This is a genomic window from Niallia sp. M35 (genome assembly GCF_050971705.1).
Lineage (GTDB): Bacteria > Bacillota > Bacilli > Bacillales > Cytobacillaceae > Niallia > Niallia circulans_A.
Genome location: NZ_JBPCEP010000016.1, coordinates 40,144 through 62,029 on the forward strand (window position 1 = coordinate 40,144; position 21,886 = coordinate 62,029).

At 35.5% G+C, this 21,886-nt stretch carries 22 protein-coding genes and 1 pseudogene; 5 read left to right on the plus strand and 18 right to left on the minus strand.

The genetic code is table 11. The features are described from left to right. Positions 1–40: 40 nt before the first annotated feature. From NiCM35_RS20885 to NiCM35_RS20895, 3 genes are all read right to left on the minus strand, one after another. The gene (locus tag NiCM35_RS20885; protein WP_047943224.1) at positions 41–601 is read right to left on the minus strand and encodes a recombinase family protein; all 561 of its coding nucleotides are present in this window, start codon (positions 599–601) and stop codon (positions 41–43) included. 391 nt (positions 602–992) lie between these two features. Continuing rightward, on the minus strand, positions 993–2,381 hold the full coding sequence (locus NiCM35_RS20890; protein WP_047943223.1) for a phenylacetate--CoA ligase family protein: 1,389 nt from the start codon (positions 2,379–2,381) through the stop codon (positions 993–995). Positions 2,382–2,483: 102 nt separating this feature from the next. Then, positions 2,484–3,146: a class I SAM-dependent methyltransferase gene (locus NiCM35_RS20895; protein ID WP_047943222.1), complete on the minus strand. Its 663-nt coding sequence runs from the start codon at positions 3,144–3,146 to the stop codon at positions 2,484–2,486. 211 nt (positions 3,147–3,357) lie between these two features. Between NiCM35_RS20895 and NiCM35_RS20900 the strand changes: the two genes are divergently transcribed. Further along, complete coding sequence (locus NiCM35_RS20900) at positions 3,358–3,738, plus strand: ArsR/SmtB family transcription factor (RefSeq protein WP_082138369.1); 381 nt, start codon at positions 3,358–3,360, stop codon at positions 3,736–3,738. Between the two features lie 164 nt (positions 3,739–3,902). Here the strand turns inward: NiCM35_RS20900 and ccsB are convergent, their stop codons facing one another. The 4 genes from ccsB to resA form a co-directional block, all read right to left on the minus strand. Next, complete coding sequence (gene ccsB, locus NiCM35_RS20905; protein WP_047943221.1) at positions 3,903–5,078, minus strand: c-type cytochrome biogenesis protein CcsB; 1,176 nt, start codon at positions 5,076–5,078, stop codon at positions 3,903–3,905. Positions 5,079–5,100: 22 nt separating this feature from the next. Then, positions 5,101–6,735, minus strand: coding sequence for a cytochrome c biogenesis protein ResB (gene resB / locus NiCM35_RS20910; protein WP_047943220.1), 1,635 nt, complete (start codon positions 6,733–6,735; stop codon positions 5,101–5,103). Positions 6,736–6,839: 104 nt separating this feature from the next. Then, complete coding sequence (locus NiCM35_RS20915) at positions 6,840–7,547, minus strand: cytochrome c biogenesis CcdA family protein (RefSeq protein WP_047943219.1); 708 nt, start codon at positions 7,545–7,547, stop codon at positions 6,840–6,842. 28 nt (positions 7,548–7,575) lie between these two features. Further along, entirely contained in the window at positions 7,576–8,103 is a 528-nt protein-coding gene (resA, locus tag NiCM35_RS20920; protein ID WP_047943218.1) for a thiol-disulfide oxidoreductase ResA, read from the minus strand. A gap of 263 nt (positions 8,104–8,366) precedes the next feature. Between resA and NiCM35_RS20925 the strand changes: the two genes are divergently transcribed. The 3 genes from NiCM35_RS20925 to cysK all read left to right on the plus strand — a co-directional run bounded on the left by NiCM35_RS20925 (position 8,367) and on the right by cysK (position 11,097). Further along, positions 8,367–9,044, plus strand: a complete 678-nt coding sequence (locus tag NiCM35_RS20925; RefSeq protein WP_047943217.1) for a CadD family cadmium resistance transporter — start codon at positions 8,367–8,369, stop codon at positions 9,042–9,044. A gap of 100 nt (positions 9,045–9,144) precedes the next feature. After that, a complete protein-coding gene (gene lspA / locus NiCM35_RS20930) occupies positions 9,145–9,600 on the plus strand; it encodes a signal peptidase II (RefSeq protein WP_226752555.1) in 456 nt (151 codons plus the stop codon). A 564-nt stretch (positions 9,601–10,164) separates the two neighbouring features. Further along, positions 10,165–11,097, plus strand: a complete 933-nt coding sequence (gene cysK / locus NiCM35_RS20935; RefSeq protein WP_047943216.1) for a cysteine synthase A — start codon at positions 10,165–10,167, stop codon at positions 11,095–11,097. A gap of 79 nt (positions 11,098–11,176) precedes the next feature. On the opposite strand, the gene NiCM35_RS20940 is transcribed toward cysK, so the two are convergent. Then, positions 11,177–11,401, minus strand: coding sequence for a hypothetical protein (locus NiCM35_RS20940; protein ID WP_047943215.1), 225 nt, complete (start codon positions 11,399–11,401; stop codon positions 11,177–11,179). Positions 11,402–11,582: 181 nt separating this feature from the next. Between NiCM35_RS20940 and NiCM35_RS20945 the strand changes: the two genes are divergently transcribed. Next, on the plus strand, positions 11,583–11,885 hold the full coding sequence (locus NiCM35_RS20945) for a hypothetical protein (protein ID WP_226752556.1): 303 nt from the start codon (positions 11,583–11,585) through the stop codon (positions 11,883–11,885). Positions 11,886–12,108: 223 nt separating this feature from the next. On the opposite strand, the pseudogene NiCM35_RS20950 reads toward NiCM35_RS20945, so the two are convergent. The 10 genes and pseudogenes from NiCM35_RS20950 to NiCM35_RS20995 all read right to left on the minus strand — a co-directional run. Further along, a pseudogene (locus NiCM35_RS20950) lies at positions 12,109–12,324 on the minus strand (putative iron-sulfur cluster-binding metallochaperone); the annotation flags it as partial. Positions 12,325–12,556: 232 nt separating this feature from the next. After that, positions 12,557–14,197 (minus strand): mercury(II) reductase, encoded by a 1,641-nt coding sequence (gene merA, locus NiCM35_RS20955; RefSeq protein ID WP_047943213.1) that lies wholly within the window; start codon positions 14,195–14,197, stop codon positions 12,557–12,559. Positions 14,198–14,212: 15 nt separating this feature from the next. Next, positions 14,213–14,509 carry a mercury resistance system substrate-binding protein MerP gene (merP, locus tag NiCM35_RS20960; protein ID WP_220040973.1) on the minus strand — a complete coding sequence of 99 codons (297 nt, stop codon included), beginning with the start codon at positions 14,507–14,509 and terminating at the stop codon, positions 14,213–14,215. Between the two features lie 50 nt (positions 14,510–14,559). Then, complete coding sequence (gene merT / locus NiCM35_RS20965; protein WP_047943212.1) at positions 14,560–14,862, minus strand: mercuric transport protein MerT; 303 nt, start codon at positions 14,860–14,862, stop codon at positions 14,560–14,562. Continuing rightward, on the minus strand, positions 14,859–15,119 hold the full coding sequence (locus NiCM35_RS20970) for a hypothetical protein (protein ID WP_047943211.1): 261 nt from the start codon (positions 15,117–15,119) through the stop codon (positions 14,859–14,861). Before NiCM35_RS20970 ends, merT begins: the two co-directional genes overlap by 4 nt. Before the next feature lie 13 nt (positions 15,120–15,132). After that, positions 15,133–15,531 carry a mercury resistance transcriptional regulator MerR1 gene (gene merR1, locus NiCM35_RS20975; protein WP_047943210.1) on the minus strand — a complete coding sequence of 133 codons (399 nt, stop codon included), beginning with the start codon at positions 15,529–15,531 and terminating at the stop codon, positions 15,133–15,135. A gap of 508 nt (positions 15,532–16,039) precedes the next feature. Further along, positions 16,040–17,029: an arsenic resistance protein gene (locus tag NiCM35_RS20980; RefSeq protein WP_082138368.1), complete on the minus strand. Its 990-nt coding sequence runs from the start codon at positions 17,027–17,029 to the stop codon at positions 16,040–16,042. Between the two features lie 289 nt (positions 17,030–17,318). Continuing rightward, positions 17,319–18,737: a dihydrolipoyl dehydrogenase gene (lpdA, locus tag NiCM35_RS20985; RefSeq protein WP_047943208.1), complete on the minus strand. Its 1,419-nt coding sequence runs from the start codon at positions 18,735–18,737 to the stop codon at positions 17,319–17,321. Positions 18,738–18,972: 235 nt separating this feature from the next. After that, on the minus strand, positions 18,973–21,372 hold the full coding sequence (locus NiCM35_RS20990) for a heavy metal translocating P-type ATPase (protein ID WP_047943207.1): 2,400 nt from the start codon (positions 21,370–21,372) through the stop codon (positions 18,973–18,975). Continuing rightward, entirely contained in the window at positions 21,365–21,730 is a 366-nt protein-coding gene (locus NiCM35_RS20995; RefSeq protein ID WP_047943206.1) for an ArsR/SmtB family transcription factor, read from the minus strand. The genes NiCM35_RS20990 and NiCM35_RS20995 overlap by 8 nt, the downstream gene beginning before the upstream one ends. Positions 21,731–21,886 lie beyond the last annotated feature (156 nt).

Sequence of the window (21,886 nt, forward strand, 5' to 3'; positions counted from 1 at the left end):
TCTGAGAAATGATCGACAGAATTCCTTTGTCCGATGGTTGCTACTCGATTTTATTGTTATTTTGCATCTTACGATACAAAGTCATGCGAGAAATACCAGCCTTCTCGGCAGCATCAGTACGACTCAACCCTTGGTCCATAAGATACAAGGCATACTTAACCTTTTCCTCATCGGTTTTCGGTCTTCCAGGATATTTTCCTCGTTTCCTTGCAGCCAGAATCCCTTCTTTTGTCCGTTCAGAAGTTAAATCTCTCTCAAATTGAGCAATACCCGCAAAGATAGTAAACAACATTTTCCCATGTGCTGTTGTTGTATCAAGCCAGGATTCCTTTAAACTTTTTAAATGCGCTCCCTTTTGTGAGATGAGTTCTGTAATTTCAATAAGGTCTTTCGTAGAACGGGATAGACGAGTCAGATCCGTCACAACAACCGTATCGTTCATTCGCAAAAATTCCAACATACGATTCAACTCCGGTCGCCCTCGTTTCGTACCAGTTACTTTTTCAAAGAAAATGCGATCACACCCAAATTCTTCAAGTTGTTTCTTTTGGCGATCCAAATTTTGATCAAATGTAGAAACACGCATATAGCCAAACTTCATGTTCATCCTCTCCTCTATCAAATATTGTACCAAAATCCATTCGTGATAAATATTGTTACGAATAATATTGTGACATATTTTTGTTACGCTCATTATACGAGTTAGCTAGACTAAAAGTTGATCATCACTACACGTAACAAAAATGTTCGTTTTTGTTACGTGTAGTACAAAAAAAGCTTATTATTAAAAGTAATAATGTTTATGATATTTATTTTATGTACTATTTGGGATCTAATATAATAAATAGAAAAGATAAGACTGATTTCTCCAACACTAAGGTGAATTAGCCTTGTCTTTATATGTCCAGAGCAAAAACGTGAATTTAATACTGTAAGCAAATTTGAAATCTCTTAGCGTACAGAATATACGTCAATGTTATTTAATATTTGTTTTATTTAAGATAATCAATCAAAACATGCTGGTACTTTCCACTTTTAAGGTGCCTTTGTGGCAATTCTTCCGATTTTTCTATTGAAAGGTTAGTTAGTCCCTGGGTAGCAAAGTAATCTAATAGGGCTTCTCTAACATTTTCCCAAACTTGATCTCTAAGATTACCCTCGTCTACTTCTAAACGTACTGTTAATTTATCTGGTGCCGTTTGAATTAGTTGAAAACGCCTTACGCCTAGTATTTCCTCCACAATGGTTTTTAGAGCCAAGGGCAGAATATGAACGATTTGACCGTTGGAGGTAGAGAATTTTAAAATGTCATCCGTTCTCCCTTCGACTTGAACGACCGGGAATGGTCTCCCGCATTTGCATGGTTCCGAAAACATGGTGACACGGTCAGTTAGTTCATAACGAATTAGGGGCTGAATTCTGTTGGCCAGATTTGTAATTAAAACCGAATGGGATTGTTTTCCTGATGGCACAGGTTGGTAAAATTCATCTACCGGTTCAAATATAATCCAATCGGTATTTACATGAAACTGACCTTCTTCACATTCGAAAGTCATGGCTGTTGCTTCTGTACCGCCGTAAAGATCTAGAACGCGAGCTTGGAAAACAGATTCTAGTTTCGCACGAACATTTGGATATAACTTTTCTCCCCCCAAAAGGATTGCAACAGGCTGAATATGTAACCGACCTGCTTTTTGTTCCTCTGCTAGAATTTCCATCGCTGTTGCATACCCCCCAATTAAGGCTGGTTGATATTCATTCAATTCTTTTACAAGCGTGGAAAGGGGGAATTGGATAGAAAAAGCTCTAATTTTTCCGTTCGAAGGATTTCTTAAACGCAGACGTTCAGCTGTGCTGAATGCCGTAAAATGACCAGCCGTAGAACATACCGCCGCATTTCGTCCGCCCTTGGCTGCTACTTTCAATATGTCACTCCATTTTAATTTTGTTGTTCCGCGAATAGCCATTAATGTTTTCATGATAGTATCTGAAGCTTTATCCTGAATAAAGATTCCAGGTACTCCGGTTGACCCTGAAGTGGTCGAAACCATATAGCGCCCTAAATAAAGATGTCCAACTAATGACATATTTGACACGAATTCCTTTACACCTTCTATGGTGATTTCTGGATCAGTTACCCAATCATTAAAATGGTCCATGAGTTCTGATTTGGTGACTGGAGGGATTTGCTGTATGCTTGAAATCCGTTCAGGCAACTCGCTATATTTTTGTGCGTAATATTGAGAGTTTGATCTTGCAAAACTAATAAGGTCAGTTAAACGAGATAGTTGCCGAGAGAGAATGTCTTCTGGTTTGCCTCGTTTAACCTTCCAGATATCCGTAACTGCTTTTAAAGGTGAAATATTCTCCATGTATGTCATTCCCATCTCTCTGTTTTAATTTTTTATGGTCAATACTATTTACAGTAAAATGGACATTTAAAAATTACATAATGCAAGAAGTCTGATAAAAAATCAAACAGCTTATGGCTTAAAAGCTTTATATGCCCTTAGTGTGCCCGTGATAGTTGAAAATTGTCCAGTTTCTTCTATTAAAACAAATCCTGTTTCTTTTAATAGGCTAGGGATAACCCCTTTAACATGATTTGAAGTTGTTTCAAACCCATCTAAAAATTGAATAGGAAAAAATGCAACACGCATCAACCAATTTTGTGGCTTTTCAAAATCAATAATATGGAATTGGCCACCAGATTTGAGTGTCCGATAAACTTCTTCAAATGTTTTCTTTTTCATTTCCAGAGTTAAATGATGAATAAATAAACTTGTAAATATGTGATGAAATAGATTATTGGAAAAGGGAAGTTTATAAGAAAACCCTTCCTCAAAGGTGATATTATTAACTTGAGTTTCTTTAATTTTCTCCATAGCAATTGATAATATTTCAGGATCAGCATCAACCCCAATTACTTGCACACCAGGTTGTGATTGCTGTATTAAAAGTGCCAGCGTACCTGTACCGCAAGCTAAATCCATTATCGTTTCCTTTTGTTGGAGGTTTGCTTGCTTAACTAAATGCGTTTTAAACTTTTTTTCTTGCATTCCCCATTGAATTAACGGATCATAAAATCGAGTCATCCAATGGTATTTTAGTGCAGGGATATAATCACCTTTCTTGTTTTTATCCATTAAACATGCATCCCTTCATTTATAATAACTTATGATGATTTTTGGATTACTTATAAACTAAGAGCGAAAATAAAGTAACATGTTGATCTTACGATTTGTGACATAAAAGAATATGAAACACTTCGCTTCTTTATTCAAGTAAATATTTGAATATTGACATTAAAGCTTGCTCATTATAAGCTAATCACATATTTTTAATGAGGTGGGAAAATTGTCATTAGTTGATAAAAATATAAAAGATACTCTAAAAGATGAATGTGAGATCTATTGTTATGACCCTATAAAAGTATCAAGGTTACAAGATTTGTTAAGTTCTAAAAGTACACTTCATCTATCAAAAAAATTTAAACTTCTTGCTGATGAGACACGATTAAAGATTATTCTTTCATTAGCTATAGAAGGGGAACTTTGTGTATGTGATGTGGCTAATATTATTCAGTCCTCTATAGCTACAGCTTCGTATCATTTGAGGTTTTTAAAACGCTCAGGTGTAGCTAACTATAGAAAGGAAGGTAAATTAGCATTTTACTATATCGATGATGAAATTTTTAAATCGATGGTTCTACTTTCTTTTCATCATAAGGAGAGTTGAATAAGAATAGAAATTCGGATATGTTTAAAATACATTTTCAAAAATACTGTCAATTTACATAAGTGGAGGGGATCTACAAGATTATTCCCCTCCAATAACATAGATAAAAATGAATTTAGATTTATCACATAAACTTTTAGTTAGCTTTAAAAGAATTTATTTCTTTATGCATAAGAGTGTAGACCAGCAATAATTAGATTAACGAAAATTAGGTTGAAAATAATAATTCCAAAACCTATTACTCCGAGCCATGCTGATTTTTCACCATGCCAACCTTTCGATAGGCGGAGGTGTAAATAGGCAGCATAAAATAACCATGTAATTAAGGCCCATACCTCCTTAGGATCCCATCCCCAGAAACGCGTCCACGCAATTTGAGCCCAGATCATCGCAAAAATAAGAGCACCCAAAGTGAATATTGGAAAACCTATTGCAACGGATCTGTATCCGATTTCATCGACCAAATCAAGTTTGATATTTTTCGTTAATGGCTGAAGCGCTGCAGCAATTCTTTTTCTTAAAATCAGTCTTAGCACCCCGTATAAAAATAAACCTGTAACAGATGACCAGATAACTGTGTTTAGTTTGCCTGCTGCAATGATAGCTGGTACTTCAACAAAGGCTTCCATTTTACCTTTTGTAAGTAATTCACCTTGATTTGGACCTACAATGGAAGGTAGATTATATGTCATTTCAACCTCTTGATCATTTTTATCAACCCATTTGTAGACGGCTTCATACTCCATCCCTCTGAAAACACTTGTAACCACTACAAAAGCAAGTGTCGCCACAATCGTGTACATGACAACTTCTAGCCAAAAGGTCCCTTTTGAGCGTTTCGTCTGATCAACAGAACGAAGTAAATAAATGACCCCTGAAATGAAACTACTGGCCAAAATAGCTGAACCTAGTGCAGTTGTTGTTACGTGAATAGCAAGCCAATCGCTTTGAAGTGCTGGTATTAATGGAGAAATGTCTGTCGGAAACATACTCCCATAAGCAATAATCAATAATGTTATTGGTAAAGTAAACAAACCTAATACTGCTACCTTATAGATAAAATAAAGAATTATGAAAGCCAGGACCATCATCATGCTAAAGGCTGTAATGAATTCAAACATATTACTAACAGGCGCTTGTCCAGAAGCGACCCATCGAGTAATAAAATATCCCAAATGGGAAGCAAAAGCTAGAATAGTGATAGTTATTGCGACTTTTGCCCATTTACTTGGTTTTTCATATTGTTTTCTCTTATCTCGAATAGCTCCTCCAAATAAAAATGTTGCAACTAGATATAGTAAGAATGCTGCATATAATAAGTTACTGCTAAGGGCTACCACATCATTTCCTCCTTTACGAATTTTAGCTTTTCTCGTTTGTTTGATCGGTTAGTTCTTGAATGCTGGTTTCTTTTAAAATACCGTTCACTTCATTTTGTATACCATACCAATTTTTATTTGTATGTCCTGCAATTAATACGTTGTCACCATCCCGTCTAATCCATATACGTCTATGATTCCAATACATTCCTTGAATAACTCCAATCATGAAAATAGCACCGCCAACTCCTAGAAACCATAACGTATTATCTTTCCGAACTGTAAGGGCTGACAGGTTTTTTGTTTCAACGCCTTCAAATTTCATTTTTAATTGATTATCTTCGTCTGGGTCAAATGTTTGTTTAATGGCAATAAAGCTTCTTTCACCTTCTGGTTTTTCAGGAGATATCATGTTAAATACAAATGCTGGATTGTCGGGAACACGGTTTTTTGTATCAGGTACACCTTCACTATTGAAATAGAAGTTTGGCAAATAAGTCACAATTTCAACTTTATACCCATTGCCTAAATCATACTCCTTGTTTGGCTCTAACAAATCAACTTTAATCTTGCCAAAACTTTCTTCTGTCTCTTTGTCTACTAAATTAAAATTAAACTTATTTAGTTCATTTAATTTATAAGAGGTTTGATAAAGAGCATATGAATCGTGTTTTAAGGGGTAATTAACTCTAATTTGTTCATCTTTTATCTTTTCAAGTTCAGGTTCTGCCCCGTGAACAATTTCACCCTTTCGTTCATACAAAGTCACGTTTGTTTGAAAGTTTTTAACGACATTTCCATCTCCGACTCGTGAAAGAGTATTAGAAAAAACTTCATCCTCTTGATCTTTTTGATAGGTATCCATAATGAACTTATCGCTGGTTAAATAGTATTTTCCATCGGTTCCTGGGATAACACTTGTTTCACCGTCACGAATCCAAAGCATTTCGTCTACATACATCCCCGGCACAAATCGCAGCATTCCTCCAATGAGGAAAATAATTAGTCCAACATGGTTCACATAAGGTCCCCATCTTGAAAATCGACTTTTTTCAGCTAGAAAATGACCATTTTCTTCACGTACTTGATAACGCTTCCTCTTCAAGTTGGATATTATCAAATCCAGTTGTTCATCAAGGTTCTCTTCGACATTTGTTTCACTGAAAAGACGTTGTCTACGCAAGAAACTTTCATGACGTGTAATCCCTTGCTTTTTCAAAGCGCGATACAATGGAATAAACCGGTCCAAACTCGCGACAACAAGTGATATCCCAAGAGCTGCTATTAATAAAAAATACCACCATGAACTATATAGATTGTGAAAACCTAATTCATAATACATTTGTCCAAGAAATCCATATTCATCTTTATAAAACTCTTGTGGGACAACGGTTGGAGGAATATACATCTCTTGAGGAAAAATGGTTCCAATCGCAGAAGCAATTAAAAGAAGAACAATTATCCAAATTCCTACTTTAACGGATGAGAAAAAGTTCCAAATCTTATCGATAAGTGACTTTTTATATGTTTGTGAGCGTCTTGCGCCTCCATCGTATCTCATATCCAATAGTTTTTCAGAAACTTCATCCTTCTTATTCCCGATAGTTCGTCCACAAGATTCACAAAGAACCGTTCCATGTGGAATGGAGTGACCACATTCGCATTTGACATGTTCCATTCTAATAACTCCTTACGATTTAATCATTTAAATATACTTAACTACACTTTTAATTTTTCAGATTTGCTTTTTAATCCATTAAAAAGAATGATTCTAAAAACCCCTTAAAATCCAGTAAATCCTCCGAACAAACTTGTTAAGACTGCAATAATTTTTGTCATCATATTAAAGTACAATAATCCCCCCATCACAATCATCAAAATGCCTCCTATTGACATAAAGATTGCACTGTGTTTCTTTAGAAAAGTCATCTTATCGATAAATAAAGACATTAATAGAAATGGAATAGAAAAACCTAAGACATAGAACAGCATGTATAGTAATCCTTTTCCTGGGTCTGATACACCTAATGCAATGACACCTGCAAGAATTGGACCTGTACAAGGAGTCCATCCAGCAGCAAAACCAAGCCCAATTAAAATTGATCCAATATAACCTGAAGGCCTCTTTTGAAAATGAATTTTCTTATCAGAAAGTAGGAAATCAAATTTAAGAACCCCTGTTAGAACTAAACCAAAAAACACCATCACAATAGCTCCAAGTTGCCTTAACAAATCTTGATAATCCATAAAAAATGTACCGATAAAAGAAGTAGAAAGTCCCAAAGCTAAAAATATGATGGAAAATCCTACCAAAAACAAGATGGTGTGTATAAAAGCTTTCCTTCTTAAAATACCTTTTCCTTCTTTTAGGTCATTTATAGACACTCCTGTAATATAGGAAAGAAAAGCTGGATACAAAGGAAGTGAACAAGGCGAAATAAATGATAAAAGACCTGCACCAAATGCAAGAAATAAGCTTAGTTGTTCCAAAAAGATACCACCTAACTGTTTATTAATTCTATGGCTTAATGAGTTCCATGTAATTTGCTATATCCCTTTCGGTCATACTTCCTGTGATCACTTTTAACACTTTTCCTTTCTTATCGATCAAAAATGTTGTAGGAATCGGGGTTATGTCATATGCTTCCGTCACAGCTCGATCTTTATCTTTAAGTATAGGAAATGTAAGCCCATGCCTATTTACAAACGATTCAATAGCAATATCACTTTCTGCAATATTAACCGCCAATATCTCTACACCAAGATTCTTAAAATGGTTATACTGTCTTTCCATATATGGCATTTCCTTTTCACAAGGCTTGCACCAAGTACCCCAAAAGTTTAGAAAAACTCCTTTTCCTTTTAAATCAGAAAGTTGAACGTTGTTACCGTTCATATCTTCAAGAACAAAATCAGGTGCTTGATCCCCTGCTTGAACCCGTATTCTTTCAGTGAAAAAGTTTTGATAAAGAGTATAGGCTACTGCTAAAGCCATAAGAAGTAGAAGGCTAATACGTACAATAGATCTGGTTCTTTTGTTTTTCATTTTACTCTCCCTTTTTATTTTCATTCAAACCAACATTTTAATGTTGACATTTTACATTAATAATTTTAATCTAAAAGCACAATATACTCAAATGATTATTTGAATAATAACTTCCAATATTTTCACCTAAAATACTATCTATTAATTTTAGGATCGTGCAAAGTGAAATTCTAAATCATTACATGAAGGGTAAATAATAGAATGTGTAACAAACTAACACAACAAAATATATTCTATTCCGTATTTTAAAAAGGAGTTTTTTTATGAATTTAATTTTAACTATTCTCTCTGCTTTAGGGTCTTTTATAGTAACCAATATCGATGATATTTTTGTCTTGATGTTGCTGTTCTCTCAGGCAAGTTCACAAGCTAAAGCAAGTAATGGCCGAACGGTTAACATGCAGCCGAAGGGAAGTCGTATTTACCCTAAAGATATAGTCATTGGCCAATATCTTGGTTTTGCACTTTTAGTTTTAATTAGCCTTTTAGCTACATTTGGAGTAACACTCATTCCTGATCAGTGGGTAGGATTATTAGGACTAATCCCGATCTACCTAGGAGTTAAACTGTTTATAAAGGGTGAAGATGAAAATGAAGGTGCTATTCTTTCCAGTTTAAATAAATTTAATAAGTTCTATTTAAGTGTAGCCTTTATCACCTTTGCTAATGGTGGAGATAATATTGGAATTTATGTTCCGTTCTTTTCTACTTTAAATAACAACCAACTGGTCATTACAGTTGTTACTTTCTTTATAATGGTTGCGGTCTGGTGTTTAATCGGATATCGTCTAGCAAGATTCAGATATGTTTCTGAAACACTTGAGAAATACGGCCGATGGGTTATTCCAATTGTGTTTATAGGATTAGGCCTTTATATCATGGCAGAAAATAATATATTTTCTAACCTGTGGTCTCACTTCGTAAATTTTGAAAATAATTAAATTCTCAATTAACCGTAATGACTTACGATCATTTTACTGATAAATCCCCTTTACTTTTAAAGTATTAAGTACAATTCTTTATAGAAAATAGAACTCCGAGGTGACGACTTTGTATTGGATCATTATTCTCACAGTAAGTATTGATCAATTATGTAAATATTTAGTTCGAAATTTTATGGACTACGGACAATCCATTCCACTTATCAATGGTGTTTTTCAATTAACATCTCATCGTAATGCGGGTGCTGCCTGGGGAATTTTTTCGGGACAAAAAATATTCTTGATTAGTATTGCAATTATTGTTATTGTCTTTGGCCTTATTTATTCTCGTAAAGTCTCCGATAAGCTAACACGTATAGCCTTTGGATTTTTTATAGGAGGTGCAATGGGAAACGTTGTAGATCGTTTAATTTTTGGGGAAGTAACAGATATGTTCGAAGTTACATTTATTAATTATCCAATTTTTAATACTGCGGATGTATTTTTAGTTAGTGGAGCTATTTTATTAATGATAAGTACTTATAGAGAATCTAAAACACAAAAAAATCTATCCTAGATTATAGACACAAATCCATTTCTCATTCGATTTTTAAAGAAATTGACAAAATAACTTTATTAATTAAACGATTATTTTATTATTGAAATGAAGTGTGTTTTTCTTTATATGAATATTCCGTAAAACTCTTCAGGAAAGAGCTTTTAAGTTTTTTTATCATCCTTTCGAAAGGAGGTGATAAATTGTATTATTGATTGAAATCGGAACTACTGCGTTAGCACACAACAGTAATAACAATAGCAATAATCACTCAATGTTCGATCGTACACACTACCATTTATGAAGGAAATGCAGCCAAATCTAACCGAACAAGAAATCAAAAATATGTATGATTTGTGTCTCAGCGACCAGGGACAAGCCTTAAACGCTATGCTCAGTACGAAAAATAATGAGCAAAATGCAATGAAAGTTGAACTAAGTCATAGACAATACGTGATAACGACTGTGATATAGGGTGGTAATAAATAGCTATCGCCATTTCAGGAAAGATAAGCCCTATCACTGTGAAGGGCAGTGGTTGGTAAGCCTATATACCAACAATTACTAGTATTGGAGGAGATTTTGATGAAAGTGGCTAATTCAATTGTAGAACTTATCGGGAATACTCCACTTGTTAAACTAAATCGCGTTGTAAATCCTGATCATGCAGATGTCTATTTAAAGCTTGAATATTTTAACCCAGGAAGTAGTGTAAAGGATCGTATTGCTATAGCCATGATTGAAGCAGCTGAAAAAGATGGAATCCTAAAGCCGGGAAGTACGATTGTTGAGCCAACTAGTGGAAATACAGGAATTGGGTTAGCAATGGTAGCTGCCGCAAAGGGATACAAAACGATTATCGTCATGCCAGAAACCATGAGTATGGAACGTCGAAATTTACTCCGTGCCTATGGTGCCGAGCTCGTTTTAACTCCTGGACCGGAAGGTATGGGGGGAGCAATTCGCAAAGCTCAAGAGTTATTGGAGGAAAATCCACAGTATTTTGTTCCTCAGCAGTTTAATAATCCAGCCAATCCAAAAATCCATCAAGAAACAACTGGACAAGAGCTTGTTGGTCAAGCTGAAGAAATTGGTGGAATTGATGCTTTTGTTTCTGGAATTGGTACAGGAGGTACGGTTACAGGTGCTGGTCAGGTCCTTAAGGAAAAGTTTCCAGCAATACATATTGTTGCCGTTGAGCCAGTAGCATCCCCAGTCCTTTCTGGCGGTAAGCCAGGACCTCATAAAATTCAAGGAATTGGAGCTGGATTCATACCGGAAATTTTAGATACTGAAATTTATGATGAGGTCATTACAGTAGAGAATGAGCAAGCTTTTGAAACTTCACGTCTGGTAGCAAAACAAGAAGGGATTCTTGGTGGGATTTCTTCAGGAGCTGCCATATATGCTGCCTTGAAAGTAGCTGAGAAGCTTGGTAAAGGAAAAAAAGTTGTTGCGATTATTCCAAGTAATGGAGAAAGATATTTAAGCACACCTCTTTATCAATTCGAAGGTTAAAAATTCTATGGGTGTAACTTGTTAAGAGCTACACCCATAGAATTTTTTTAGTGAAAAAAAGGAGTAACCTGTTTATATATTATGAAAGGCCTTTATACTTTCTTTCTAAATTACATAATCTCCTTTCAATATGATGGATCTTTTCTAATATTTCCTTTTGCATCAACAATTGCTGATACATCATTTTCCTCATATCATCCATAAATTTTTTCTCAATTTCCCATTCCTTTTCCTCTTGTCCATTATTTTCTTCTAATCGATAAACATATGGATATTGATACCATTGATTAGGATAATAATACATTTTTACCCTCCTTTTCATACGAGCGATCAATCTAAAATATGTATATAGGTAAAACTCAGTGTTTGTTTAAAAAAGTTTATTTTACTTATAAAGAAAGCTTTATCATTTTTGAATTTTTGTAAAATTCAATCTTCCCTTTTTTCGTATTTTATATATATGGGTATAATGAAGACAAAGGAGGGTGGAAGTATTGAAAAAATTACTTACGTCTTTTGTAGCTATTGCTTTATTTCTAGGTATTGGCACTGCTGCTCTTGCACATTCAAACAACACTCCTAGTCAAGGGAATGGGAATGGAAATTTGCAACAAATGATGGATTATTGTTCTGAAATGATGGATTCTTTCATGAATAATCATCAAAACAATATACCTAATGAAACCTCAACATCAAAGAATTTAAATACAGGACAGACAAATTCAAATAATAGTACCACGAATAACCACCAGAACCAAAACCATTCTATGTATGACGATTGTTGGTAGAAAATAACAACAGAAAGAGCATGGGCTACAATAAATGTCCAAGCTCTTTCTTTTTTTTATAAATAAAAAAACAGTTTCCTATATCCTTACACAATATTTACGTCTTTCATGCTAATTGTAGCTTTGAAATGTTAAAAGTTTGATAAAAATGGATTCTCATATCAATACTTAGTTCAATTTTTTATAAAAAAGTTTGATCATTTCGTTGAAGGTGAATTTTTATTTAGGTTAGTTCTTTGATATAGCCAATAACATTCCCTAAACAACAACTACCTTGAGGGTTGTTCACCTCACAACCACATCGGTTTCCTTTTATGTTTTCACGAATATGTTTTACTGGATTAGGAGTAAGTCCTTTTTCAATATATTGTTTAATTTTTTCTTTTGTCCAACCGAAACAATAGCAGACTGGAACAACGGAAGAATCATCTTTTTGATGGGGTAGCGTCAGGAAAATGCGGATTTACAACGATAAGGAAATTACAATAATAAAAAGCCCAATTTCTCAGTATTAAAATTGAGAATTTGGACTTTTTTCGTTACTCTAGAAAAGCGTCTGAGTGTGGAAGATCTTAGTATAAAAGAATCAATATTGAAGTAATGTTTCTTACTATACTAAAGCGACCCGTTAGTAGCAAAAGGTAAGGTAAAAAAGCTCCAAAAAAGAAGATTTAACCAGCACAACAAGATAATTTTGAAACATCTTTATCAAACGTAAGGGCAGCTAATTTTAACCCTTCTGCCATTGTTAAATATGGGGCAAGGGTTTCGCGAATATCATCTATGGTTAAACCGAATTTGACAGCTAATGTAGCTGCATAAATTACGTCTCCTGCATTTTCTGCCACCACATGAGCTCCCAAAACTTTCATTGTTTTCGAGTCTGCCACTAATTTAAACACGCCTGTTGTTTCCCGATTAACCAAGGCCCTCGGAACGGCATCTAACGGTAAAACGGATGTTTTAACCTCATAGCCTTTATCTTTTGCCTGTTGCTCCGTTAAACCAACGGTTGCAATTGCCGGGCCCGTAAACGTAACCCCTGGAACCACTTCTAAATTTAGCTTTTTGTTCAGTCCTCCGATAGCATTTCCTGCTGCCACTCCACCCTGATAGGCTGCCACATACACGAATTGGGGACCTAGCGTGACATCTCCTGCGGCATAAATACGAGTATTTGTTGTTCTTGAATAATCATCTATTATGATTTCACCACGAGAACCTATTTCCACGCCTGCTGCCTGTAAGTTTAAAGTAGCCGTGTTTGGTGTTCTGCCTGTCGCAACTAGCAATTGATCTGCTTCAATGATACGCTTCTTGCCATTAACTTCTACAAGAACCTTTTTTATGTCTCCATTTTTTTCGATTCGTTCATAGGTTGCTCCTTTTACAAGATTTATTCCTTGTTCGACTAGAGATTTTTCAACTGATTCTGAAATCTCTGGATCATATTCTTTTAAGAGGCGTTCACTTCGTTGCATTAACGTAACTTCTGAGCCGAGATTATGAAATAGTTGTCCTAATTCCATGCCAATATAACCAGAACCAATAACCACAAGACGTTTTGGTACCTTCTTTAATTCAAGTAAAGACGTGCTAGTTAAATAATCTACCTCATTAAGCCCAGGAATGTTTGGTTTAGCTGGTGAAGCACCTGTCGCGATTAAGAATCGTTTAGCCGATATAAGTGCTCCGTTCACTTCAACAGTTTTTTCATCTACGAATTTTGCTTCACCTTCTATTAATTCGAAACCATAGTCATCAATTAAATCAACATATTTAGAGTTTCTAAGCTCTGTTACCAACTCATTTTTTTGTTTAATCAATGGCGCCAAATCAACTTCACCGGCTGATGTATGCAATCCTACAAACGGATTGTTTTTTGCTAAATGATTAATTTCGCCAGCACGTAACAAGGTCTTTGAAGGAACACAACCAATATTTACACATGTTCCACCAATTGTTCCACGCTCAATCATCGCCACTTTTGCTCCATATTTCACGGCTTCAATGGCTGATGAAAAGGCAGCTCCGCCGGAACCAATGATGATGTAATCATAGTCACCTTCATCACCTAACTGTACCATTTCTTGCAATTGTATTTCTTCAACTTCTCCTGGTTGATATTTAGCTTCAGCAATCACTTTCTTCGCTGTTTCAACTTCTACGTCATTTGGAAGTTCAAATACAGCTTCCCCACGGCGAAAATCCACTTCAATCCCGTTTGCTCCCATGTTTTCAAGAGCAACAGCAACATGCTCTTCGCAACCCGTACAGGTCATTCCTTGAACGTTTACTCGATATTTTTTCATGTTAAAGCCCTCCTTTTACTCGACTCCAAGCCCTAAATCCGACACTGCCAACTTAATTGATTTTAAATCCGTTTTCTTATCATCATAAGATACTGTTACTTTCCCCTTACTTCCACTGACTTTAATGGCTGTTTTGCCAACACCATTCACTTGTTTCAAAACATCTTTGACAACTGAAGGCGGACAACAATCCATCCCCAAAACCGTAAATGTCCCTGTTTTAGTTTTTTCAATGGTAGCTTTTACATGCTCCTTAGCATCTATAGTATTTTGTGCTTCTTTTTCGTTACTACACGCACTAACCACTAACAGAAGGGATAATTAATCCTAATTAAGTGTACTCTCATATAAACACCTCATTTTTATAATCCACCTTCAACTAGAAATAAAAAAAGAAACATACAAAAAACGAAAAATGTCGTGATCCATAAGCCGATGATAGAACTTTTTCTTTTTCCCTTTCTTCCATAAACCATGTAAAAGGAGTAAGCAAGAAGGATAATCGTTACGATGCTAAACAATAATCGATATTTCAATGAGTAGAAGGCTAATGCTCCGGCAAAACCGGTTAATCCCAGGGGGATAAAAATCAACGGGCCCAGGCAGCATCCAGCCATAACAAAAGCCGAAAAGATGGTAGCTAATTGCGACACTCTTTCCTTCATGCTTTAAACCTCTCCATGCTACAACAATCATGTGTCGTTGTGCTTTCTTTCTTTGTTTCTGGATTAAGTTTCCTCCAACCCATAAAAAGAGCAAAAACGAACAACAGACCCATCATGATGAAAATAATATCTTTATATTCCGTGAAGTATGATGCCAATGCTGTTCCTGCAAACAACGGAAGCAGTAAAACCAGATGGCATGGGCATGTGATTAGAGCGACAAGAAACCAACCTGTGCTTTTTATTGTATTTTTCATCCTGTTTCACCTCTTATTTCTTCATCAGTGTTTCAATAATAGGGCATTCGTAAATATCTTTGTTTTCGGGACATCTTTCTTTAAGATCCACCAGTATTCGTTCAATTCTCTTAAGATCTTCAATTTTACGCTGGATGTCCTCTATCTTAAGAACAGTGAAATCATACATATCACGGCATTTGGTTTCGTCGCGATCGACGACCCCTAGCAATTTATCAATTTCGTTTAAGGTAAATCCCAGTTCCTGCATCCGTTTGATAAAATTCAACCGATCGACGGTTGGTTCTGAATACATTCGGTACCCTTTTTCGGTACGATCAGGCTCTGGAACTAATCCTAAACGTTCATAATATCGTATGGTCTCCTTGTTAACGCTACACTTTTCAGCCAGTTCTCCAATACGAAATTGCATTTATCTCACCTCATATAAAGTATAAACCCTGTACCATGGTATAGGGTCAAGAATAGTATTATTTATATTTTATCGATTAACTGTGACTTTAAGAGATAAATTGCACGTTTTTTAAACGCGATTTTGCACTATAAGTAAATATAAAAAGCCCAATGTCCCAATAAATTGAGAAATTAGGCTTTTTTCGTTGCTTCATTAAAGCGTCCGTTTGTGGAAGTATCTTGTTTAAGTGTTGCTTTGAAATAAAGTTTGATCAAAAATACCTCGCAAACCCATATTTTACGATAAATAAAAAGAATCCATTTTTGAAAAAAGTTTGATCAAAATGGATTCTTATCCAGCAGATTTAAGTTTGGTTTTTATAAAAAAGTTTGATCATTTTCTACCTATGTTGCTCTACAATCGCGCATGATTGTTGTAGATCACTAAAGCTTCTATTAACTGGTTTAGTAAAAGAAGAAACTATTGATATATTCATTTCCCTCTCTCAATCAAACATTAATATTACTTAAAGTCCCTCTTTGTAATCAGTATGATCTTTCAGTATCAATTTAGGTATAGCCTTGATATAGAATAATTCTCCGATCAACTCCACAATGGTCTGTGTAACAATCACAGCTGCAGCTAACGTTGCCCAAGAATCGGGTAAAGCTAATGCTAAAGGAAGAACTACAAGGGAGTTCCTTGTTCCAGTACTAAAGATTAATGCTCTTCCTGCACCTATATCTAATTTGAACACAAATGCGATAAAACGCGATATAAATGGTGTAATGATTAAAAACAAAATATATATCGGAATCACACGCACAATAATTTCGAAATCACTGTATACCTTACCAATTTGGGAAGTCACTACCACAATTAATACTAAAGCCATAAATGGTACGGGGAACCACGTTGTAATATCTAATACCTTCTCACCTAGTGCTGTCTTTTTAGCCCACAATTGAGTAATGATCGCTAATATTAAAGGCGTAACTATTAGTAATAAAAAAGCTTCTAGGAATGGCTCTATATGAACAACTCCTCCCATTTCTTCACCTATAAATAGCCATAAATACAATGGAAGTAATATCATTTGTACTACAAACAAAATAGGCGTGGAAGCTAACATTAATTTCTCATTTCCCTTTCCAAGTTGAGTAAAGACTATTACGTAGTCAATACATGGCGTAAGTAAAACCAAACAAACGCCTAATAAAATTGGTGGAGATTGTGGAAATATCATTGTTAATATCCAAACAATTATAGGCACAGCTATAAAATTTCCAATTAGTAATGCCGCCATGAATCTGAGATTTGAAATTGCCTCACGTAGTTTTAAGAATGGAATTTGTGCAAACATTCCATACATGAGAATGGCTATGAGTGGCGAAATAGCCCAATCTAAGCCTTTTCCTAAATCCTCGTTTGAGATACCTAGAATCCCTCCAAACAGAAGCGATATACCATAGATCCAAATTTGTTGATTTTCTAACTTTTCTCTAGTAATATTCACTTTTAAAATCATCCTTTATTAATACTATCTTTTCGAATTGTTTCTCAGTTAAGTAAGCTTTTATCTTTTTCAAAATACCTTCATTCTTCTATCACGTTTTAACAACAAGTGCCATTTGAATGAACCTTTGTGAAACATTCCGACCAAGTAAGACATTCACACTTCAATCCATTCTTTAATACATCCAACATTAATGATTTCCATTAATCGTCACTCCAAAATAAATAATTCGACCTGCACGTATGATTGTGCAGGCCTAGTTAAATTAAATATGCTCTAACTGTTCGAATTATTTTTTATTCAGCATATGAATAGCATGTCCCATAACGCCTTCAGCTGCTTCCATGAGTGGTTCAGGTAAAGTTGGGTGTGCATGAATTGTAAGGCTGAGATCTTCTGCCGTTGCCCCTGACTCAATTGCAAAAACTGCTTCAGCAATAAGAGATGATACTTCTGGCCCTACCATTTGTACACCTAAAACCCGATTAGATTCTTTATCCGCCACAACTTGTACAAAACCATCGGCATCCGAAACAGATAAAGCTCTGCCGTTAGCTTGGAATGGAAAACGGCTAGAGACCGTTTCATATCCTTCTTCCTTTGCTTCCTTCTCCGTTAAACCTGTATAGGCTACTTCAGGATCGCTAAAAATAACAAAAGGCATTGCCTGAAAATCAATTACACTTTTTAGCCCACTTATTACCTCTGCAGCTATCTTACCTTCATAACTAGCTTTATGAGCAAGGAGGTAACCACCAGCACAGTCCCCGATCGCATATACATGTTCAACATTTGTTTGACATGTATTATTTATCTTAATAAAACCGCGTTGATCTAATTCAACCCCGATATTTTCCAATCCAACTTTTCCTGTGTTCGGTTTTCTTCCAATGGAAACTAAGCAATAATCCCCTTTAATTATCTCTTCCTTCCCATTAACCTGAACTTGAACATTTACTTCATCGCCTGTATTTTCTCCACCTTGGACTAAAGCATTCGTTATAACTGTGATTCCAAGTTCCTTTAAATGACGTTTTACTACATTTGTAAGCATAGGGTCCGTACCTGGAAGAATTGTATCTGATCCTTCAAGGATGGTCACTTTAGCTCCGAATTTAGCATAAGCAGTACCCAATTCCAAACCGATATAACCACCACCTACTACAACTAAATGTTTTGGTACTTCTTGAAGCATCAATGCCTCAGTTGAAGAGATAATTCTTTTTCTATCAAATGGCATACTTTTTAACTCAGTAGGTAATGATCCTATCGCAAGGATTAAGTCTTTGTATGAAAAGAATTTTTCTTCGTTACCAATTTTGATTTTGGCAACATAGGGTTCAGTAAGATAAGCTTCCCCACTAATGACTTCCACTCCATTGCCTTTCAGTAAAGTCCGAACTCCATTCGTTAGTTTATTTACTATACCGTCCTTCCACTTCACTACTTCTGGCATCTCTACTTCAACTTCACCAGAAACCTTTATTCCCATTGAGTTGGCATGTTTTATGTGTTTTACTCGTTCAGAAGCACTAATAAGAGCCTTTGAAGGTATACAACCACGGTTAAGGCAAACCCCTCCTAGTTCTGCTTTATCCACCAAAACCACTTTTTTCCCTAACTGAGCAGCACGTATGGCAGCTACATAACCTCCTGATCCTGCGCCTATAACTAACAGATCTACATCATTTTTTCCTTCAACAGTCATTTCAGTTTCCTCCTTCGATTTTATAAAGAATGAAAAGAATTATTTTAAATTAAGGATGAAAGCGTTTTTGTCCCATGTGGATACCAATATGTAATATAAAAGCTGCTGTTTTACTTATACCCAATCTTTCCATTTTTAATTAGGCTGGATATTTAGAAGTTATACTATTAATGAGATCATTTTTAGAAAAGGGCTTTCCAATCTGTCTGGAAAGCCCTTTTTAGCCCTTTTCCCTTTATTCTTTCACTCTCATTAGTCGCAAACCATTTAGTGCTACCAGAAGGGTTGCACCCATATCAGAAAGGATAGCAATCCAGAGCGTTAACCAACCTGGGATAACCAATAGTAAGGCAATAAATTTAATAGCAATTGCAAAAGTAATGTTAGCTTTGATTATATTTAGAGTTTTTCGGCTAAGTTTTACAGTGAATGGAAGTTTTCTTAGATCGTCACCCATTAGAGCGACGTCTGCCGTTTCCAGGGCTGTATCTGTACCAGCTCCACCCATTGCAATTCCAACTGTTGAGGCCGCCAATGCAGGTGCATCATTGACACCATCTCCTACCATAGCTACGTTGCCATACTCAGATCTCAACTGTTTAATAAAGTCTAATTTGTCCTGTGGCATTAGTTCTGCCTCAATATCAGATACTCCAACCTGCCCTCCGATAGCATTAGCAGTACCTTTGTTATCACCTGTAAGCATAATTGTTTTTTTGATTCCAAGTTGATGTAACTTTTGAATAATTTCCTTACTTGATTCACGAACTTCATCAGCAACTGCAATAACTGCAAGTATTTCTTTTTCGGTTCCAATAATCATGGCTGTCTTACCTTGATTTTGAAGTGTAGTAACATTTTGTTCTAAGTCTTTATCGAAATTAGAAATTGCTAATTCTTTAAAGAGTTTCGGACTTCCAATGTAATAAGTAGTCCCGTTTACAATACCTTTGATACCCTTACCTGTAATAGAAGAGAAGTCCTCTACCTGTACGTCAGAATAAGAAATGTTCTCCTCTTCTGCTTTTTTCATAATCGCAGATGCAAGTGGATGCTGAGAACGATACTCTAATGCAGTAATGATGGATAGTAATTCTTTTTCATTTATCTGTTTGTTCAACACATTAAAATCAGTTACAGCTGGGACACCTTTTGTTAATGTACCTGTTTTATCAAATGCAATAGCCTTTAAGGCACCCATTTCTTCTAAATACACTCCGCCTTTTACAAGGACACCTTTTTTTGCGGCATTCCCAATCGCTGAAACGATAGAAATCGGAGTCGATATGACCAACGCACAAGGACAACCAACAACAAGAACAGCTAATCCTTGATAAACCCATGTTTCCCAACTACCATCAAAGAATATAGGAGGGACGATAGCAACTAATGCTGCAATGATCATAATGATCGGTGTGTAATATTTTGCAAATTTATCGACAAATGCTTGCGAAGGAGCCCGTTCTCCTTGTGCTTCCTCTACAAGATGAATAATTTTAGAAATCGTTGTATCTTCTACAAGTTTCGTTATTTTTACTTCAAGTAATCCTTCTTCATTTAATGTACCTGCAAATACTTCATCATCAACTGTTTTCTCAACAGGGACTGATTCACCGGTAATAGCTGCTTGGTTGACTGCAGAGTAGCCACTTACGACTACACCATCCATCGCAATCTTTTGACCAGGTTTGACAATCATAATATCCCCAACAGCAATATCATCGACATGAATCATTATTTCTTGCCCATTACGTCTAACGAGTGCCTCTTTAGGAGCGATATCCATTAATGAACGAATCGATTGTCTTGCTCTGTCCATAGAGAATCGCTCAAGTGCTTCACTGATTGCAAAGAGAATAACAACAATGGCAACTTCTGCCCATTCTCCAATAATAGCACCACCTATAACAGCTACTGTCATAAGGGTTTTCATGTCAAATTCAAAGCGTAGTAAATTTTTCAAACCGACTTTAAAAAGTGACAACCCTCCAATAATCATGGATGCTAAAAACAATAAGGTAGTAACAATGTTCTCTTCTCCGTTCACAGACGAGGAAAGGTAACCAAAAGCAATCAATAAGGAAGCATAAAGTAGAGTACTATGCTTTTTATAAAACGGCACTTTTTCTTCTTTCGTATCTTCTTTTACCTCTTGTGAAACTTGGCGAGCCGATTTTTCAGGAGTCACTTTAAGATTTTCGAATGCACCGGCTTTTTCTAGTTCTTCAATTGTTGCATCACCGTAAACAGATATCTTAGATGCACCAAAATTTACTTTTGCATCCTGAACTCCTGGAAGCTGTTTTACGTTATTCTCAAATTTCCCAGCACAGTTTGCACATGTAAATCCTTCAACACGGTAAACATTTTTATCCTCTTTAACCTCTTGTTTAGCTTCCCGCCTTGGTTTTTCAGGAGCCACTTTAAGGTTCTCAAATGCACCAGCTTTTTCTAGTTCTTCAATCGTTGTATCACCGTAAACGGATATCTTAGATGCACCAAAATTCACTTTTGCATCTTGAACTCCTGGAAGTTTTTTAACATTTTTTTCAAACTTCCCTGCACAATTTGCGCATGTAAACCCCTGAACGCGATAAACATTTTTTTCAGCCTCTAATGCTTTTGCTTCAGACAATTTTTACAACCTCCTTCTGATGTGCAAATGCAACCTGTATTAGTTGCTTTACATGATCATCATCTAATGAATAGTAAACTAACTTACCTTCTTTTCGATATTTAGCTAATCCAAGATTTTTAAGTAACCTCAAATGATGAGATGTTGTGGCAGTTGTAGCACCAACAATATTTGCTACATCACATACACACAATTCATCTTCCAAAGAAAGAGTATACGCAATCTTAATCCTAGTATCATCCGATAAAGCTTTAAAAACTTTGGCTACATCCATAGGATTTTGTTGGAGTAGTTCATTTTTACCTCTTTTGACTTTTTCTTCATCTATACACGTAACTTCACATGCATCATATTGCAAATTTTTCACCTCATATCAATCAAATATTCATTTGAATATTATTATATGTGAACAAAAACAAATAGTCAAATATACGTTTGAATATAATTTGCATAAAAAGCAGGTTTTCTTTAGTTTGCAGTAATTAATTATTCTTATAACTAAATTTAATTTCCT

Excerpts from the sequence above, each read along its gene's own strand:
- NiCM35_RS20885 (WP_047943224.1), bottom strand. The coding sequence starts at position 601 with ATGAAGTTTGGCTATATGCGTGTTTCTACATTTGATCAAAATTTGGAT.
- NiCM35_RS20890 (WP_047943223.1), bottom strand. The coding sequence starts at position 2,381 with ATGACATACATGGAGAATATTTCACCTTTAAAAGCAGTTACGGATATC.
- NiCM35_RS20895 (WP_047943222.1), bottom strand. The coding sequence starts at position 3,146 with ATGGATAAAAACAAGAAAGGTGATTATATCCCTGCACTAAAATACCAT.
- resB (WP_047943220.1), bottom strand. The coding sequence starts at position 6,735 with ATGGAACATGTCAAATGCGAATGTGGTCACTCCATTCCACATGGAACG.
- resA (WP_047943218.1), bottom strand. The coding sequence starts at position 8,103 with ATGAAAAACAAAAGAACCAGATCTATTGTACGTATTAGCCTTCTACTT.
- NiCM35_RS20925 (WP_047943217.1), top strand. The coding sequence starts at position 8,367 with ATGAATTTAATTTTAACTATTCTCTCTGCTTTAGGGTCTTTTATAGTA.
- cysK (WP_047943216.1), top strand. The coding sequence starts at position 10,165 with ATGAAAGTGGCTAATTCAATTGTAGAACTTATCGGGAATACTCCACTT.
- NiCM35_RS20940 (WP_047943215.1), bottom strand. The coding sequence starts at position 11,401 with ATGTATTATTATCCTAATCAATGGTATCAATATCCATATGTTTATCGA.
- merA (WP_047943213.1), bottom strand. The coding sequence starts at position 14,197 with ATGAAAAAATATCGAGTAAACGTTCAAGGAATGACCTGTACGGGTTGC.
- merT (WP_047943212.1), bottom strand. The coding sequence starts at position 14,862 with ATGAAGGAAAGAGTGTCGCAATTAGCTACCATCTTTTCGGCTTTTGTT.
- NiCM35_RS20970 (WP_047943211.1), bottom strand. The coding sequence starts at position 15,119 with ATGAAAAATACAATAAAAAGCACAGGTTGGTTTCTTGTCGCTCTAATC.
- merR1 (WP_047943210.1), bottom strand. The coding sequence starts at position 15,531 with ATGCAATTTCGTATTGGAGAACTGGCTGAAAAGTGTAGCGTTAACAAG.
- lpdA (WP_047943208.1), bottom strand. The coding sequence starts at position 18,737 with ATGACTGTTGAAGGAAAAAATGATGTAGATCTGTTAGTTATAGGCGCA.